Here is a 16359-nt window from a genome sequence, read left to right on the forward strand (position 1 = left end):
GAACACTTGACCCGAACCCTGCAACCCGAGAGGAATCGCAGCCGCCCCGTCTCCGGGGCAACCCCTCCAACGTACTGGCCTTCCGCAATCCTGTCGAATTACGCCAGGACAATCGGAATTCCGATCAGAGAGAGGAGATACAGGAACCGTAGCACTCATTTCCCCGAGGGGAGTGAGACGCGCCGGTGAGCCCTGCGAGAGAGAACTTTACCAGCCCGCGGGACCGGCCGCGCACATCTGAGGCAACTGTGGAGTCTTTCCCACTCCAGCGTCACTCAAACCTGCGCGGGCCGGCCCGCTGCCGAACCTAGCTGTCGCGGAGCCTAGCTGGGGAGGGCGGCCAGCTGGGCCTGGAGGCGCGCGATGTCCTCCTCGGCCTGGGCGGCCCGGCTGCGCACCTTCGCCACCACGTCCTCCGGCGCCTTGGCCATGAACTGCTCATTGCCGAGCTTCCCGGTCACCTGGGCGTGCTCCTTGCGCGCTGCGGCGAGGTCCTTCTCCAGGCGCTTGCGCTCGGCGACGACATCGATGGCCCCGGCGGTGTCGATCTCCACGTCGACGGGCCCCACGGCGATGCGCGCGGTAGCGGTGAAGGTCTCGCCCGGCGCGTCCAGGCGCAGCAGCGCCCGGATGGCCCCTTCATGCGGGGCGAGCGCCGTACCGGCAAGGGCCAGTCGGGCGGCCACTCTCTGACCGGGCTTGAGCCCCTGGTCCGAACGGAATCTCCGCACTTCGGTGACCAGCTCCTGGAGCGCGGCGATTTCTTGCTCGGCCCCCGGATCAGCCAGGTCGGGCACCGCGACCGGCCAGTCGGCGACGACCAGCGACTCGCCTCCGGCCAGCGCACGCCACAGTTCCTCGGTCACGAACGGAACCAGCGGATGCAGCAGCCGAAGCAGAGCGTCGAAGACGTGGCCGAGAACACGCTTGGTGTTCTCCGCGACCTCCCCGCCCTGGGATATCTGGATCTTCGCGAGCTCGACGTACCAGTCGCACACCTCGTCCCACGCGAAGTGGTACAGGACATCGGAGATCTTTGCGAACTCGAAATCCTCGAAGGCGGCGTCCACGGACGCGATCACGGCTTGCAGCCGGGACAGCACCCAGCGGTCCGCGGCGGTGAGGTCGGACGGCAGGCCGTCCACGACCGCGCCGTTCATGAGCGCGAATCTGGTCGCGTTCCAGATCTTGTTGCAGAAGTTGCGCGACCCGCCCGCCCAGTCCTCGCTGATGGCGACATCGGATCCCGGGTTGGCACCGCGCAGCAGGGTGAACCTGGTGGCGTCGGCGCCGTATCGGGAGATCCAGTCGAGCGGATCCACCACGTTTCCGAACGACTTGGACATCTTCTTGCCGAACTGGTCACGCACCATGCCGTGCAGCGCCACTGTACGGAACGGCGGCTGCCCGTCCATCGCGTACAGACCGAACATCATCATCCTGGCGACCCAGAAGAAGAGGATGTCGTATCCGGTGACCAGGACGGACGTCGGATAGAACCGCTTCAGCTCCGGTGTGGCCTCCGGCCATCCCAGCGTGGAGAACGGCCAGAGGCCGGAGGAGAACCAGGTGTCGAGCACGTCAGGGTCTTGGACGTAACCGGCGGGAGGCTCGTCGTCCGGCCCCACACACACGACCTCACCCTCGGGGCCGTACCAGACGGGGATGCGGTGCCCCCACCACAGCTGGCGTGAGATGCACCAGTCGTGCATGTCGTCGACCCAGTCGAAGTAGCGCTTGGCCAGCTCCGGCGGGTGGATCCGGGTCCGGCCGTCCCGCACGGCGTCTCCGGCGGCCTTTGCCAGCGGCGAGACGTTGACGAACCACTGCAGCGACAGCCGGGGTTCCACCACGGTCTTGCAGCGTGAGCAGTGGCCGACGGAATGCAGGTAGGGCCGCTTCTCCGCGACGATCCTGCCCTGCTGGCGCAGCGCGGCGACCACCGCCGGCCGGGCCTCGAACCGGTCCAGTCCCTGGAAGGGACCGTGGGTGGTGATCACACCGCGCTCGTCCATGATCGAGATCGAGGGCAGCGAGTGGCGGCGGCCGATCTCGAAGTCGTTGGGGTCATGGGCCGGAGTCACCTTGACCGCGCCCGTCCCGAAGAACGGGTCAACGTGCTCGTCCGCCACGATCGGGATCTGGCGTCCCGTGAGCGGAAGCTCCACCAGCCGCCCGACGAGGTGGGCGTAACGTTCGTCCGACGGGTTGACCGCCACCGCGGTGTCGCCCAGCATCGTCTCGGCCCGGGTCGTGGCGACCACGATCTCCGTTTCGTCCGAGCCGTACCGGATCGAGACGAGCTCTCCCTCGTCGTCGCTGTGCTCGACCTCAATGTCGGAGAGAGCGGTGAGGCACCGCGGGCACCAGTTGATGATGCGTTCGGCGCGGTAGATGAGCCCGTCGTCGAAGAGCTTCTTGAAGATGGTCTGGACGGCCCGGGAGAGGCCCTCATCCATGGTGAAGCGCTCGCGTGACCAGTCCACGCCGTCGCCGAGCTTCGTCATCTGGCCGAGGATGCGCCCGCCGGACTCTTCCTTCCACCGCCACACCCGGTCGACGAACGCCTCGCGACCCAGGTCGTGGCGGGACAGGCCCTCCTTGGCGATCTCGCGCTCCACGACGTTCTGCGTGGCGATGCCGGCGTGGTCCATTCCGGGAACCCACAAGGTCTCCAGGCCGCGCATCCGGGCCCGCCGGGTCAGCGCGTCCTGGATCGAGTGGTCGAGGGCGTGCCCCACGTGCAGCGAGCCGGTCACGTTCGGCGGCGGAAGCACGATGCTGTACGGCTCACGCCCGCTGCCCGGGTCCGCGGTGAAGAAGCCTTCCGATACCCAGCGTTCGTAGCTGCGGGTCTCGACGTCGGCGGGTGCGTACTGGGTTGGCAGTTCAGGCGTTGTCACGGTGACCAATTCTATGGCCGTCCGTATCCGTGCCCACGCCACTACGTGCAGTCCGAGGGCCGTTCAGCCTCCGGAGCCCGGATCAGGCCGACTTCTCCCGAGGGGTGCGCTGCTGCTTCGCCTGGAGCTGGTCCCGCGGCACGAGCGTCGGATTGACGTGCTCCAGGACGGCCTCGCGTGTGATGACGACACGGGCGACGTCCTGGCGGGACGGCACCTCGTACATCACCGAGAGGAGGACCTCCTCGAGGATGGCCCGCAGGCCCCGGGCACCGGTGCCCCGCAGGATCGCCTGGTCGGCGATCGCCTCGAGCGCGTCGTCGGAGAACTCCAGCTCGACGTTGTCCAGCTCGAAGAGGCGGCGGTACTGCTTGACCAGTGCGTTCCGCGGCTCGGTGAGGATCTGGATCAGCGCGTCCCGGTCGAGGTTGTGCACCGAGGTGATCACGGGGAGCCGACCGACGAACTCGGGGATCATGCCGAACTTCAGCAGGTCCTCCGGCATGACGTCGGAGAAGACGTCCGAGGAGTCGATCTCCTCCTTGGAGCGGATGATGGCGTTGAAGCCGATCCCCTTCTTGCCGACCCTCGATTCGATGATCTTTTCGAGCCCGGCGAAGGCGCCACCGCAGATGAACAGCACGTTGGTGGTGTCGATCTGGATGAACTCCTGGTGCGGATGCTTGCGGCCGCCCTGGGGAGGCACGCTCGCGGTGGTCCCCTCGAGAATCTTCAGCAGAGCCTGCTGGACTCCCTCACCGGAGACGTCCCGCGTGATCGACGGGTTCTCGCTCTTGCGGGCGATCTTGTCGACCTCATCGATGTAGATGATGCCGGTCTCGGCCTTCTTGACGTCGTAGTCCGCCGCCTGGATCAACTTGAGAAGGATGTTCTCGACATCCTCTCCGACGTAGCCGGCCTCGGTCAGGGCGGTGGCGTCGGCGATGGCGAACGGCACGTTGAGCATCTTGGCCAGCGTCTGCGCCAGCAGCGTCTTGCCGGACCCGGTCGGGCCGAGAAGCAGGATGTTGGACTTGGACAGCTCGATGCCGTCGTCCCGGCCGCGCTCACCGGACTGGACGCGCTTGTAGTGGTTGTAGACCGCCACAGAGAGCGCCTTCTTCGCCTTGTCCTGACCGATGACGTAGGCGTCGAGGAACTCGTAGATCTCGCGCGGCTTGGGAAGGTTGTCCCACTTCAGCTCGGAGGACTCGGAGAGTTCCTCCTCGATGATCTCGTTGCAGAGATCGATGCACTCATCGCAGATGTAGACGCCGGGTCCGGCGATGAGCTTCTTGACCTGCTTCTGGCTCTTGCCGCAGAACGAACACTTCAGCAGGTCTCCCCCGTCGCCGATGCGTGCCACCCCAGATACTCCTTTGCGTGGGACCGCCCTGCTGACGCGGTCAGTTCCGTCCGCCACCCGCTCTGACTCGGTGCGAAAACGTCATCCCGCTCAGGTATCGACGTTACCGTCTCCTGGACCCTCAGTGAGCCCCCTGGCGGTGAGTCGCACCGGAACGTGCCCAAATGGGCACCGTTCCGGTGCGTTCGACTTCCTCAGGAAGCGATCGCCGCGGCGCGCTTCTTCCGCGTCGGGATGATGTCGTCGACCAGCCCGTACGCCTTCGCCTCTTCGGCGCTGAGAATCTTGTCGCGCTCGATGTCCCTGCGGACATCGTCCGGCGCCTTGCCCGAGTGCCTCGCGAGAATGTCCTCGAGCAGCTCACGCATGCGCAGGATCTCGCGGGCCTGGATCTCGATGTCACTGCCCTGGCCGCCGCCCTCGGTGGACGGCTGGTGGATCAGGACACGGGCGTTCGGCAGCGCGAATCGCTTGCCGGGCGTGCCACCGGCGAGCAGCACCGCCGCGGCGGACGCGGCCTGCCCGAGGCACACCGTCTGGATCTCCGGACGGACGAACTGCATCGTGTCGTAGATCGCCGTCATCGCGGTGAACGACCCGCCCGGCGAGTTGATGTAGATGCTGATGTCCCTGTCGGGATCGAGCGACTCCAGGGTGAGCAACTGCGCCATGACGTCGTTCGCCGAAGCGTCGTCGATCTGCACGCCGAGGAAGATGATGCGGTCCTCGAACAGCTTGTTGTACGGGTTCATCTCCTTCACGCCGTACGTCGTACGCTCGACGAACGAAGGGATGATGTAACGGCCGTTGATATCTCCCGGCCGGATCAGCTCATTCACTTCGGTAGCTCCACTCATGAGACGGCGCCCTCAGAGGGCACCTGCCGTGCGCTACGCACGACGTGGTCGATGAAGCCGTAGTCCTTGGCCTCCTCGGCCGTGAACCAGCGGTCACGGTCGGAGTCGCGCTCGATCTGGTCGAGCGGCTGGCCGGTGTGGAACGCGATCCGCTCGGCCAGGGTCTTCTTCACGTAGAGCATCTGCTCGGCCTGAATCGCGATGTCGGCCGCGGTGCCGCCGATGCCGCCGGACGGCTGGTGCATCATGATGCGGGCGTTGGGCAGCGCGTACCGCTTGCCCGGCTCCCCGGCGCAGAGCAGGAACTGGCCCATGGAAGCGGCCAGACCCATCGCGACCGTGCACACGTTGTTCGGCACGTATTCCATCATGTCGTAAATCGCCATGCCGGCCGTCACCGAGCCGCCAGGGGAGTTGATGTACAGCCAGATGTCCCGGTCCGAGTCGTCCGCGGCAAGGAGCAGCAGCTCGGCGCACAGCCGGTTGGCGACCTCGTCGTTGACCTGGGTGCCGAGCACCACGATGCGCTCACGGAGCAGCCGCTGGTAGAGCTGGTCCTCGAGGCGGAACGAACCGTTCTCACGGCCGCGCGACTCAGGGCCGAAGCTCGTGGGCTGAAAGAAGGTCGGCGGGCTGGTCACAGCGTCACCTTCCGATGCGTCGAAGTCGATTGGCTTTGCTTGTGACCTTAACGCGCGGCGCCGTCAGCTCATGCCCCCTCGCGCTGCTGTTCGCTGACGGCGCATGGGCGGGAGGGCCGCCGGAGCCGTACTGCGGGGACGCCAGACCCCCGCCGCGCCGGAGCGTGACGGGGGTCGGGTCGAGCCTTGCTGGCAGGTGCCTACTCGGCGGACTCCTCGTCCTCCTCCGGGCCACCCTCCTGCTCGGGGTTGAGCTCGGCGTAGATGGCCTTGATGTCCACCTCGTTGCCGGCCTCGTCGGTCACCTTGGCGGCGTCGCCGACGACCGTCTTGGCCTTCTCGCGGACGATCTCCATCATGGCCAGCGTGAGCTGGTCGTTGTCGGCGAGGTGCTGGGCCAGGGTGTTCGGGGCGACACCGAGCTGCATGGCGCGGCGCACCACGAAGTTGGTGAGCTCCTGCTCGCTGACACCGATGTCCTCGGCCTTGACGATCTTGTCGAGGACGAAGCCCGCCTTCAGCGCCTTGGCGGAGTTGGCCTCGAACTCGGCGAAGCGCTCGTCCTCGGTCGTCTGGTAGAGACGGAAGTACGCCTCGCGGCTCAGGCCACTCTCGGCGATCTGGTGCTCGAGGTTGTGCTTGCGCGAGTCGATCTCGGCCTTGAGCGCGCTCTCCGGCAGCGGGATGTCGATCTGGTCCAGCAGGGCGTCGAGAGCCTTCTCACGGCTCTGCATGACCTGCTCGATCAGCTTGTTGCGGCGGGCCTGCTCGCGGATGCTGTCCTTCAGCTCGTCCAGCGTGTCAAACTCGCTGGCCAGCTGGGCGAACTCGTCGTCCAGCTCGGGCAGCACCTTCTCCTTGACCGACTTCACGTTGATGATCACGTCGGCCTCGTCGCCGGCGTTCTCGCCGCCGACCAGGGTGGTGCGGAAGGTCTTCTCCTCGCCCGCGGACAGCCCCTCAAGGGCGTCGTCGAGGCCCTGGAGCACCGAACCGGCGCCGACCTCGTACGACACGTCCGACGCCTGCTGCTCGTCGAGGTTCTTGCCGTCGATCTCGGCACGCAGGTCCATGACGACGTAGTCGCCGCGCGCGGCGGCACGCTCCACGCCGGTCAGCGTGGCGAAACGCTGGCGCAGGGCGTCGAGCTGGGTCTGGATGTCCTCGTCGGACACCTCGGCGACGTCGACGACGACTTCGGTCCCGTCGTACGCCGGGACGTCGAAGGCCGGACGGATGTCCACCTCGGCGGTGAACTCGACCTGCGAGCCGTCCTCGATCTTCGTGACCTCGATCTCCGGCTGGCTGACCGGGAACACGTCGGTCTCGTCCACGGCCTGGCCGTACAGCTTGGGCAGGGCGTCGTTCAGCGTCTCCTCGAGAACCACCGCGCGGCCGAAGCGCTGCTCGATGATCCGGGCGGGCACCTTGCCGGGGCGGAAGCCGGGGACACGCACCTGCTGGGCGACCTTCTTGTAGGCGGCTTGCAGGCTCGGCTCGAGCTCCTCGAACGGCACCTCGACGGTGAGCTTCACCCGGGTCGGGCTGAGCTCCTCGACAGCGGTCTTCACGGGGTGGTCTCCTTGATCAAGCATTTGGTGATCGCGGGCGCGCCAAGCACGGCTACCGCGGCACGTTACGCGCGCCGCGCCCACGTGAGCGGCACGAAGCACCGCCGCCTTGGCACGACCCTCTGGGCAGGCTCCACTGTGGCGGGTGTCCAGCGCCAAGGTGCAGTCTAGAGCAGAGACGCACCTAGGAGCGACTGATCACAGGTCGAGCATGATCTGTCGCAGCATGCCGGTGGTCTCGTCGGGAGTGGTACTGACGGCGCAGAGCCGCTCCATGACCTCGCCGTATCGATCGACTTCATCCCGTTTGTCCAGGTAAAGCGCGCTGGCGAGCTGCTCGACATAGACGATGTCGGGCAGGTCCGCGTCATAGAACCGCAGGATGCTGAACGCGCCGCCCTCCGCGGCGTGTCCCCCGAAGCTGAACGGCATTATCTGGATCGTGATGTTGGTCTGGTTCATCAGGTCGATCAGGTGCTGGAGTTGGCCCCGCATGACCTCGATGCCGCCGATCGGGCGGCGCAGGGCCGCCTCGTCGATCACCGCCCAGAACATCGGACCGCTGTCGCCGTCCAGGACGCGCTGACGCCCCAGCCGGAGATCCACCCGACGGGCGATCTCCTCAGGAGCGGCTCCGACCGCGCCCGCGGTGATCACGGCTCGCGCGTATTCCTTGGTCTGGAGCAGGCCGGGCACGAACTGCACCTCATAGGTGCGGATCCGCGTCGCCGCCTCCTCCAGCCCGACGTACGCCTGGAACCAGGTCGGCAGCACGTCGTTGAAGCGGTGCCACCAGCCGGGCTCGTTGGCCCGCTCCAGCAGGTCCATGACCGCGGCCCGCGCCTCGGGCTCCTCCACGCCGTAGAAGCTGAGCAGGTCGGCGACGTCGCGCTCCTTGAACCCGACCCGGCCGAGCTCCATCCGGCTGATCTTGGATTCGGAGCCGCGGATGAGGTCGCCCGCCTCATCACGCGTGATGCCCTTGTTCTCCCGAAGCTTGCGAAGCTGGGAACCGAGGAGGATTCGAAGCGCCGTAGGCCCGGAGCCCGGCTGGGTCTGTGTCACGGCGCCTCCCTCTCACTCGAAGCGTGACATGCGCCGAGGGAAGATCTGGACGACACCTCAGCCCACACAGTGTCACCACTTCCAGCCACGATGACAAGGTCTGACCCGTGTGTCGCCCCGGAAAGCGTCGTGTGCTGCTGCACGAGGCAGTTGCACGTGCATTTGGGTCTTGCAGGGGCCGGTCAGGTGTCCCATCATGGCGTAGTGCATATTGGGCTAATGGTGCACTGACGTCAAAAGCGGCAAGCGGGAGGTACGGGCAGGATGTTGGAGAAGCCCATGCCCTCCGCCCAGTTACCCCGCCGGAGCGTCGGAGAGCTGCTGCGGTCCGCACGCGAGGCCGACACCGCCATCTGCCCCCTCGGCCCGCAGGCCGACTCGGTGAAGACCGCCAGAGACGTCACCCGCTCGACTCTCGACGAGTGGGGCCTCTCGGAACTGTGCGACGACGCCGCTCTCGTCGTGTCCGAGCTGGTGACCAACGCCGTGCGCTACGCCCTGTATCCGGGCAAGGGATCCGACGAGCGGCCGATCACCTTGACGCTGATCCGCCTTTCGGCGGACATCCTCCTGGCGGTGGCCGATCCCAGCGACGAGGTTCCCACCCCCAAGGAACCCGACTTCATCTCCGAGCACGGCCGGGGCCTCTACATCGTGGAGACGTACAGCCAGGCGTGGGGCTGGGACGCGCTGGACAACGGCGGCAAGGCCGTCTGGGCCCTCTTCCGCACAGCCCACTGATCCGGAACCGCCGCGCGGGACGTGCGGCGCGACGGCGCGGTCAGCGACGAAGGCCGCGAACCGGCGATCGTCGTCCACATGCCTTCGCCCCTCCTGAGTCCGGTCACATCCCGGACGGGCTCGGGGCCGGATGGTGAAATCCCATGGAATCTCATCAGAGCGGACAGGCCAGGACATAAAGAGAGGCCCAGGCTCCCACGAGCGGGATGACCTGGGCCTTCATCATGAGAGCGGACGACGGGAATCGAACCCGCGTAGCCAGTTTGGAAGACTGGGGCTCTACCATTGAGCTACGTCCGCGCGCGCCGGTCTCCATCTGGTCTAGACTTCATCCGGTCGTCAGGGCGTAAGCGTACCGGAGTTCCGGAGCGCTCGCGCAACCGACGCCGCGGGGCGTGGCGCAGCTTGGTAGCGCGCTTGCTTTGGGAGCAAGAAGTCGCAGGTTCAAATCCTGTCGCCCCGACTCTCTGACCAGCCAGAAGGTCGATCTCCGAAATCGGGCCTTCGAGCTCCCTCTGCCCTTCCCCTCCTAATGTTCGCGAGCAGCGATCGACGCCACCGAGGAAGCCTCGGTTACCAGGGCAGCTGACCCTCCTCCGAACTGAATGTGCCGGTCGGGCCGTCTCCGGTGATGGTCGCCATCCGCACCGCCATCGCCGCGCCTTCGGCCGCCATACGGGTGCCGGTGTGGCCGGTCAGGTCGGTGGCGCAGTGGCCGGGGTCGACGGCGTTGACCAGGATGCCGGACTCGCTCAGCTCGTTCGCGTAGAGGACCGTCAACGCGTTGAGCGCGCTTTTCGCCGAGTTGTAGGCCAGCATCCGCCACTCGGCGTTGAGGCCCTCCCTCGCTGAGGTGAGGGCGACCGAGGCAAGGCGGGTCGTCATGTTGACGATCCTGCCCTCGCCGGACGCCCGAAGCAGCGGGATCATCGCATGGGTGACCGTGACGACGCCGAACACGCTCACCTCGTAAGTGATCCGCATGTGCTCGCCCGTCGCGTCCGCCGGGGACACGCCGAAGTCGCCGCACACCGCGGCGTTGTTGACCAGCACATCCAGCCGCCCGAACTCCTCACCGATCGTCTTGGCCGCGTTCGCGGCCGCCGCCGCGTCGGTGACGTCGAGCAAAACGGGACGAGTGCCTTCGGGGGCGTGGCTATCGTCGCGTACCCCGGCGAACACGGTCATCCCCTGCTCGGCCAACTGCCGGGCGATCTCCCTGCCGATACCGCGTCCCGCCCCGGTTACCAGTGCGATCTTCACAGTCCATCCTCCTTGTGTCGAAGGCGCACACTCTGGGAGCAGCCGCTTGGAAACGGCCAAAGGGGCACTTGGATCATCGGCCAGCCGGGACTAGGGGCACTTGGATCGCTGGTCAGCCGGGAACAAGCCGGGAACAACGGTGACGCCGGCCCGGTTCTGGCGGGCATGGGTGACTATGGCAGGGAAGTCGAGTTCGGCTACTTCCTCGTTCCGAACGTCGACGACCCCCTGATCGAGACAGCGAAGACCGCCGACAGGCTCGGGCTCGACCTGCTCGGCGTGCAGGACCATCCGTACCAGAAGCGGTATGTGGACACTTGGACGCTGCTCAGCGTCATCGCCGCCGGGACCGAGCGGATCAGGGTGTTCCCCGACGTGGCCAGCCTTCCGCTGCGGCAGCCCGCCGTCCTCGCCAAGGCCGCGGCCAGCCTCGACCTCCTGAGCGGCGGGCGGGTCGAGCTCGGTCTCGGCGCCGGGGCGTTCTGGGACGCCATCGAGGCGTACGGCGGGCCCCGGCGCGCCCCGAAGGACGCCATCGGCGCCCTGGAGGAGGCCGTCTCCGTCATCAGGGCGGTGTGGAGCGCGGGCTCCAACCTGCGGGTCGACGGCGTCCACTACCGGCTCAAGGGCGCGAAGGGCGGGCCCGCCCCCGCTCATCCGATGGAGATCTGGCTGGGCGTCGGCGGACCCCGTGCCCTCGCGCTCACCGGGAGGTCGGCGGACGGCTGGCTGCCCTCGTCGAGCTGGGCTTCGCCGGAACGGCTGCCGGAGCTCAACGCCCGCATCGACGAGGCGGCCGTCGCGGCGGGACGCCGGCCTCAGGAGATCCGCAGGCTCTACAACGTCAACGGCACGATCACGGACGGCGCCTCGGAGGGGTTCCTTCGCGGTCCGGCCGACCAGTGGGCGGACGAACTGACCGACCTCGCCGTCGCCTACGGCATGGACACCTTCGTCTTCTGGGGTGAGGGTGATCAGGAGACCCAGCTCAGAAGGTTCGCCGAGGTGGTGCCCGCCGTACGGGAGCGGGTCGCGCTCGAACGCGGCGAGTGATCACGCGGCTTCACCGTCATCTGGCAAACGGCTGAAATGCGGCGGATCTTCTCTTTACGATTCGGGGACATCTTCTGCCTCCCCGGAGAACGGATTGAACCGCAACTGCCTAATCAAGGACCCCTCCCAGGAGAACCAGTCCGCGTGGCGCCGGAGCAGTGCGGTCTCGGCGAACGAGCGGCTGACCTTCCTGAACGAGGCCAGCCGCCGGATCGGCACCACGCTGGATCTCGAGGAGACGAGCCGCGAACTCATGGACGTCACCGTTCCGCGCTTCGCCGACACCGCGGAGATCCTGATCCAGGACCGGCTGGTCGTCGACGGCGAGTTCCCGTCCCGGCCGCTTGACGACACGGCGCTGGTACGGCGGGTGGCCCTCGGCGTGGCCGACGACGATCCGCACGAGTGGGTACGGGCGATCCCGCTCGACGAGGTGACGGTCTATCACCCGACGCTTCCCCAGGCCCAGTGCATGGCGACCGGCAAGCCGCTCATGTACCCCCAGCTGGATCCCGACACGGCGCGGCTGATCGGGCTCGGCTTCGGCCGCGAGACGCTCATCGCGAAGCTCCTCATCGGTGCCTCCTTCCTCGCCGTCCCGCTGAGCGCGCGCGGCCGGGTGCTGGGATGCGCGGTCTTCACCCGGCGGCCGGGCGGCCCCGCGTTCGAGGAGCAGGACGTCGCCGTGGCCGAGGAACTCGCCGCGCGTACGGCCGTCTGCATCGACAACGCCCGCCTGTACACGCGCGAGCGCCGCACCGCGCTGACGCTGCAGAGCAGCCTCCTGCCCGCCGACCTGCCCCAGCCGCTCGGCATGGAGATCGCCTCCAGATATCTCCCCGCCAGCGACCTCATGGGGGTGGGCGGCGACTGGTACGACGTGATCCAGCTGCCCGGATGCCGTTCCGCCCTGGTCGTGGGCGACGTCATGGGGCACGGCACCAGGGCCGCCGCGACCATGGGCCAGCTCCGCACGGCCGCGCGCACGCTGGCCAGCCTCGACCTCCCTCCCGACGAGGTCCTCTTCCGGCTCAACCTGATGAGCCAGGACCTCGACCCGACGCAGATCGCCACCTGTGTGTACGCGGTGTACGACCCGATCACGCGGAACTGCTCGATCGCCAGGGCTGGGCACGTGCCTCCCGTCCTGATCCATCCGGACCGTTCCACCGAGATCATCGAGATGTCCCCGGGCCTGCCGCTCGGCATCGGCAGCGAGCCGCTGGAGACGCGTGAGCTGACGCTCCCGGCCGGCAGTGTCCTCGCTCTCTACACCGACGGACTGGTGGAGAGCAGGCGCAGGGACATCGACGCGGGGATCATGGCGTTGCGCCACCTGCTCGCGGGGCCGCTCCAGGACCTCGAGGACATGTGCGACGTGACGATCAACAGCCAGCGTCCCGGGCACGAGCGTGACGACATCGCCCTGCTGCTGGCCCGGGTACGCGATCTCGACCCCGACGAGATGGCGTCCTTCCCGCTGTCCGACGATCCCCGGTTCGTCCGCACCGCCCGCAGGTTCGTACGGAGCACGCTGGCGGCGTGGGGGCTCGCGAGCCTCGCGGACACCACCGAACTGATCGTCAGCGAGATGGTGACCAACGCGCTCAAGCACGGCTGGCCCCCGATCGAGCTGCGTCTGCTGCGCGGCCGGACGCTGGTGTGCGAGGTCTCGGACGGCTCTTCCACGGCCCCCGCGCCGCGCTCCCCCTCACCGGACGACGACACCGGGCGCGGCCTGCTGCTGATCAAGCGGTTCGCCTACCGGTGGGGAACCCGCCCGACGCCGCAGGGCAAGATCGTCTGGGTCGAGCAGCACCTCCCCTGAGCCGCTTTCTTGACCCGCCCTTTCCAGGTTCGGCGCCCTCCCGGGGGTATTTTCCCCGGAAGACACCTGCCGTACGGGACGGGGAGCAGTGGGGTGAGCGACGCGGGCGAGCACACCGAGCAGCTCCGTCCGCGCGGGCAGGTCGCGGCGTCGCGCCGGCCGTGCCGTCATTTCGCGTCCGCGGTCGCGATCATCCTCATCGCGCTGGGCTGCGGGCTCGCACCGGTCGCCCTGGTGGCCGTGTGGACGGCGAGTGAGGTGTGGAGCGTCGACGAGGCGGCCGCCGCGCTCGAACAGCGGGGGCTTCCGATGGAGGTCGACGTGAAGCTGGCCCACGTCCGGAGCCTGGTCGATGAGAAGATGCCGCGGCTGTCTCGCAGCGCCGTCTATCAGGGCCTGTGGATCGATGCCGGCAGGGTGGCGCGCAAGGGGCTACGGGCGATCACTTCCGGCCGGTTCGCCTACACCTCGGTCGGCTGGATCATCCCCGTGGCCTCGGTGGCGTCGCTCGCCGCGGGGTTCCTTCTGGCGCGCAGCCGCCGCCGGGCCGCGCTGGGCGCGGGGCTGGGCGTCGCCGCCTGCACCCTCGCACTCGCGGCGGTCTTCTCCGTGGCCAGGAGCCTCTACATGAGCACTGTCGCGTCGCACGGGCTCGATCTGGTCGCCGCCGAGCAGTACTTCGACACCATGACGCGGTTCCCCGACATCGGGCTGCGCGGCCTCATGGTCCTGGGCCTGCTGACGGCCGCCGCCGCCGACTTCCGCCCGTGTCGTCGCCGCGCGGCGTGACCGGCAGGAGGAGGGCTACCGGCAGGCCGGAGTGACAGGAGGTCACCGGCACGTGCCCGCCGGAGCCGACCAGCAGACGCTGCTCCTCGCCACCCGGCTGTGGGCGGCGCCGGTCGGCTAACGCCCGGTGGGCCGCTTGCCGTGGTTCGCCTGCTTCTTCTTCCGTGCCTTCGACTTGCGCGCTCTCTTGCCCATGCGGAACCGCCTTTCGTCGTACGGCTTGCGCCCCCACTCTTCATCACCACGCCAGGTGCCGTATAGCGCGCCACTCATATCACCATGATTCAACATCGACGCCCGCTCTGTGTGGCATAATTTGTTGGAATCTGTTGATTGGAGCGGTGATGCTTGCCCAGCTACGGCAGCAGGCGATTCTTGAGCGGGTCCGCAGGACCGGCGGCGTACGCGTCGCCGAGCTGGTGCGGGATCTCGGCGTCTCCGACATGACCATACGCCGAGATCTGGAGGCCCTCGCGGACCGCGGGCTGGTCGAGAAGGTCCACGGGGGCGCGACGATCGTCGGCGCGGGATCGACGGAGGAACCCGGGTTCACCGCCAAGTCGGCCCGTCAGCAGGCCGAGAAGGAGGCCATCGCCCGCCACGCCGCGCGTCTCGTCCGGCCGGGCAGCTCGGTGGCCCTGTCGGCCGGAACCACCACGTGGACCTTCGCGCACCATCTGGCCGACGTGCCCGAACTGACCGTCATCACCAACTCGCTCAAGGTCGCGGACGTGTTCCACCGCGCCGGGCGGCCCGACCAGACCGTGGTGCTGGTCGGCGGCGTACGCACCCCTTCCGACGCGCTGGTCGGGCCGGTCGCGGTCGCGGCCATCCGCTCGATGAACGTCGACATGCTGATCCTCGGCGTCCACGGGATGAGCGTGAAGGCCGGGTTCACCACGCCCAACCTGCTGGAGGCCGAGACCGACCGCGAGCTGGTCGGGGCCGCCCAGAGCCTCGTCGTCCTGGCCGACCACACCAAGTGGGGCACGATCGGCATCAGCACGATCGCCCGCCTGGAGCAGGCCGACGTCGTGGTCAGCGACACCGGCCTGTCCGGCGAGGCCCGCGCGGCGCTGTCGGAGCACGTGGGCGAGCTGGTGCTGGCGGATCCCGGCGCCGACGAGCCGGAGGCACCGGCCCCGTGAAGCGCACGATCACCCACCTCGCCGACGGCCGGGAGCTGTTCTACTACGACCGGCGGGACGACGCGGACCGCGGCGCGGTCGATCCGCGCGAACTACCCCCGCGCCCACGCGCCTCGCAGATGCGCTACGACCCGCTGATGGACGAATGGATCGCCATCGCGGGGCACCGCCAGACCCGGACCCACCTGCCCTCCACCGACGAGTGCCCGCTGTGTCCGGCCCATCCCGGTTCGGAGATCCCCTCCGACTACGACGTCGCGGTCTTCGAGAACCGCTTCCCCTCGTTCAGCTTCTCAGGGGACGGTTCCACAGGGGGCGACCCCTTGGGAGGCGGCTTCGCCGATCCCGGCGGGTTGAGCGCGGCGCGGCCCGGTGTCGGGCGGTGCGAGGTGGTCTGCTTCACGTCCGACCACGACGCGTCCTTCGGCTCGCTGGGCGCGGCGCAGGTCGAACTCGTCGTGGAGGCGTGGGCCGACCGCACCGCCGAGCTGTCCGCCCTTCCGGGCGTCGAGCAGGTCTTCTGCTTCGAGAACAGGGGCGCGGAGATCGGCATCACCCTCCCCCATCCTCACGGGCAGATCTACGCCTATCCGTACGTCACCCCGCGTACCCGCCACATGCTCGGCGTCGCCTCGCGGCACAGGGGCGGGAACCTCTTCGCCGACGTGCTGGCCGCCGAGCGGACGGGTCCCCGCGTCGTGGCGTCCAACGAGCACTGGACGGCGTTCGTCCCGGCCGCCGCCCGCTATCCGTTCGAGATCCACGTCTACCCGCACCGGCGGGTGCCGGACCTGCCCGCGCTGGACCCGGACCAGCGCGCCGCGTTCGGGCCGCTCTACACCGGGGTGCTGCGCCGACTCGACGCGCTGTTCGGCGTGGCCATGCCGTACGTCGCGGCCTGGCATCAGGCTCCGGTTACCTATCGGCGCGATCTTGCCTACCTCCACCTCCAGCTGTTCAGCATCCGGAGGGCGCCGGACAAGCTCAAGTACCTGGCCGGATCGGAGTCCGCGATGGGGGCGTTCGTCAACGACGTAGCCCCTGAGGACGCCGCCCGGATGTTGCGTGAATATCCGATAACGAGTTGATCACTAGTAGATTGCAACTTTAAGTAGCAATGACCCGGGCTTTACC

Annotated in this window: 14 protein-coding genes and 2 tRNA genes; 7 read left to right on the top strand and 9 right to left on the bottom strand. The window is 68.0% G+C overall.

Going from position 1 to position 16359, the window contains the following annotated elements; translation table 11 throughout:
• Positions 1–323: 323 nt before the first annotated feature.
• The 6 genes from IMZ11_RS19545 to IMZ11_RS19570 all read right to left on the bottom strand — a co-directional run bounded on the left by IMZ11_RS19545 (position 324) and on the right by IMZ11_RS19570 (position 8403).
• Positions 324–2912, bottom strand: coding sequence for a valine--tRNA ligase (locus tag IMZ11_RS19545; RefSeq protein WP_228643489.1), 2589 nt, complete (start codon positions 2910–2912; stop codon positions 324–326).
• A 73-nt stretch (positions 2913–2985) separates the two neighbouring features.
• Positions 2986–4269, bottom strand: a complete 1284-nt coding sequence (clpX, locus tag IMZ11_RS19550) for an ATP-dependent Clp protease ATP-binding subunit ClpX (protein WP_061260449.1) — start codon at positions 4267–4269, stop codon at positions 2986–2988.
• A 194-nt stretch (positions 4270–4463) separates the two neighbouring features.
• Positions 4464–5126, bottom strand: a complete 663-nt coding sequence (locus tag IMZ11_RS19555; RefSeq protein WP_061260451.1) for an ATP-dependent Clp protease proteolytic subunit — start codon at positions 5124–5126, stop codon at positions 4464–4466.
• The gene (locus IMZ11_RS19560) at positions 5123–5767 is read right to left on the bottom strand and encodes a ClpP family protease (RefSeq protein WP_228643491.1); all 645 of its coding nucleotides are present in this window, start codon (positions 5765–5767) and stop codon (positions 5123–5125) included. Before IMZ11_RS19560 ends, IMZ11_RS19555 begins: the two co-directional genes overlap by 4 nt.
• A gap of 200 nt (positions 5768–5967) precedes the next feature.
• A complete protein-coding gene (gene tig / locus IMZ11_RS19565; protein WP_228643493.1) occupies positions 5968–7338 on the bottom strand; it encodes a trigger factor in 1371 nt (456 codons plus the stop codon).
• Positions 7339–7536: 198 nt separating this feature from the next.
• Complete coding sequence (locus tag IMZ11_RS19570; protein ID WP_228643495.1) at positions 7537–8403, bottom strand: helix-turn-helix transcriptional regulator; 867 nt, start codon at positions 8401–8403, stop codon at positions 7537–7539.
• 264 nt (positions 8404–8667) lie between these two features.
• Between IMZ11_RS19570 and IMZ11_RS19575 the strand changes: the two genes are divergently transcribed.
• Positions 8668–9144, top strand: a complete 477-nt coding sequence (locus IMZ11_RS19575; RefSeq protein WP_228643497.1) for an ATP-binding protein — start codon at positions 8668–8670, stop codon at positions 9142–9144.
• Between the two features lie 229 nt (positions 9145–9373).
• Here IMZ11_RS19575 and IMZ11_RS19580 read toward each other — a convergent pair.
• Positions 9374–9444: transfer RNA gene (locus IMZ11_RS19580), tRNA-Gly, on the bottom strand.
• A gap of 89 nt (positions 9445–9533) precedes the next feature.
• Between IMZ11_RS19580 and IMZ11_RS19585 the strand changes: the two genes are divergently transcribed.
• Positions 9534–9607, top strand: a tRNA-Pro gene (locus tag IMZ11_RS19585).
• A gap of 110 nt (positions 9608–9717) precedes the next feature.
• Here the strand turns inward: IMZ11_RS19585 and IMZ11_RS19590 are convergent.
• Positions 9718–10407 (bottom strand): SDR family NAD(P)-dependent oxidoreductase, encoded by a 690-nt coding sequence (locus tag IMZ11_RS19590; RefSeq protein ID WP_228643499.1) that lies wholly within the window; start codon positions 10405–10407, stop codon positions 9718–9720.
• A gap of 165 nt (positions 10408–10572) precedes the next feature.
• On the opposite strand from IMZ11_RS19590, the gene IMZ11_RS19595 reads away from it, so the two are divergent.
• From IMZ11_RS19595 to IMZ11_RS19605, 3 genes are all read left to right on the top strand, one after another.
• Entirely contained in the window at positions 10573–11460 is an 888-nt protein-coding gene (locus IMZ11_RS19595) for an LLM class flavin-dependent oxidoreductase (protein ID WP_228643501.1), read from the top strand.
• A 94-nt stretch (positions 11461–11554) separates the two neighbouring features.
• Positions 11555–13288, top strand: a complete 1734-nt coding sequence (locus IMZ11_RS19600; RefSeq protein WP_228643503.1) for a SpoIIE family protein phosphatase — start codon at positions 11555–11557, stop codon at positions 13286–13288.
• Between the two features lie 93 nt (positions 13289–13381).
• Positions 13382–14077 (top strand): hypothetical protein, encoded by a 696-nt coding sequence (locus IMZ11_RS19605; protein ID WP_228643505.1) that lies wholly within the window; start codon positions 13382–13384, stop codon positions 14075–14077.
• A gap of 117 nt (positions 14078–14194) precedes the next feature.
• On the opposite strand, the gene IMZ11_RS46740 is transcribed toward IMZ11_RS19605, so the two are convergent.
• Positions 14195–14272, bottom strand: a complete 78-nt coding sequence (locus IMZ11_RS46740; RefSeq protein ID WP_373282358.1) for a 50S ribosomal protein bL37 — start codon at positions 14270–14272, stop codon at positions 14195–14197.
• A gap of 149 nt (positions 14273–14421) precedes the next feature.
• On the opposite strand from IMZ11_RS46740, the gene IMZ11_RS19615 reads away from it, so the two are divergent.
• Both IMZ11_RS19615 and galT read left to right on the top strand, forming a co-directional pair.
• Entirely contained in the window at positions 14422–15225 is an 804-nt protein-coding gene (locus IMZ11_RS19615; RefSeq protein ID WP_228643509.1) for a DeoR/GlpR family DNA-binding transcription regulator, read from the top strand.
• A complete protein-coding gene (galT, locus tag IMZ11_RS19620) occupies positions 15222–16313 on the top strand; it encodes a galactose-1-phosphate uridylyltransferase (RefSeq protein WP_228643511.1) in 1092 nt (363 codons plus the stop codon). Before IMZ11_RS19615 ends, galT begins: the two co-directional genes overlap by 4 nt.
• The last annotated feature ends 46 nt before the right edge of the window (positions 16314–16359 follow it).

The organism is Microtetraspora sp. AC03309 (genome assembly GCF_020826795.1).
Classification (GTDB): domain Bacteria; phylum Actinomycetota; class Actinomycetes; order Streptosporangiales; family Streptosporangiaceae; genus Microtetraspora; species Microtetraspora glauca.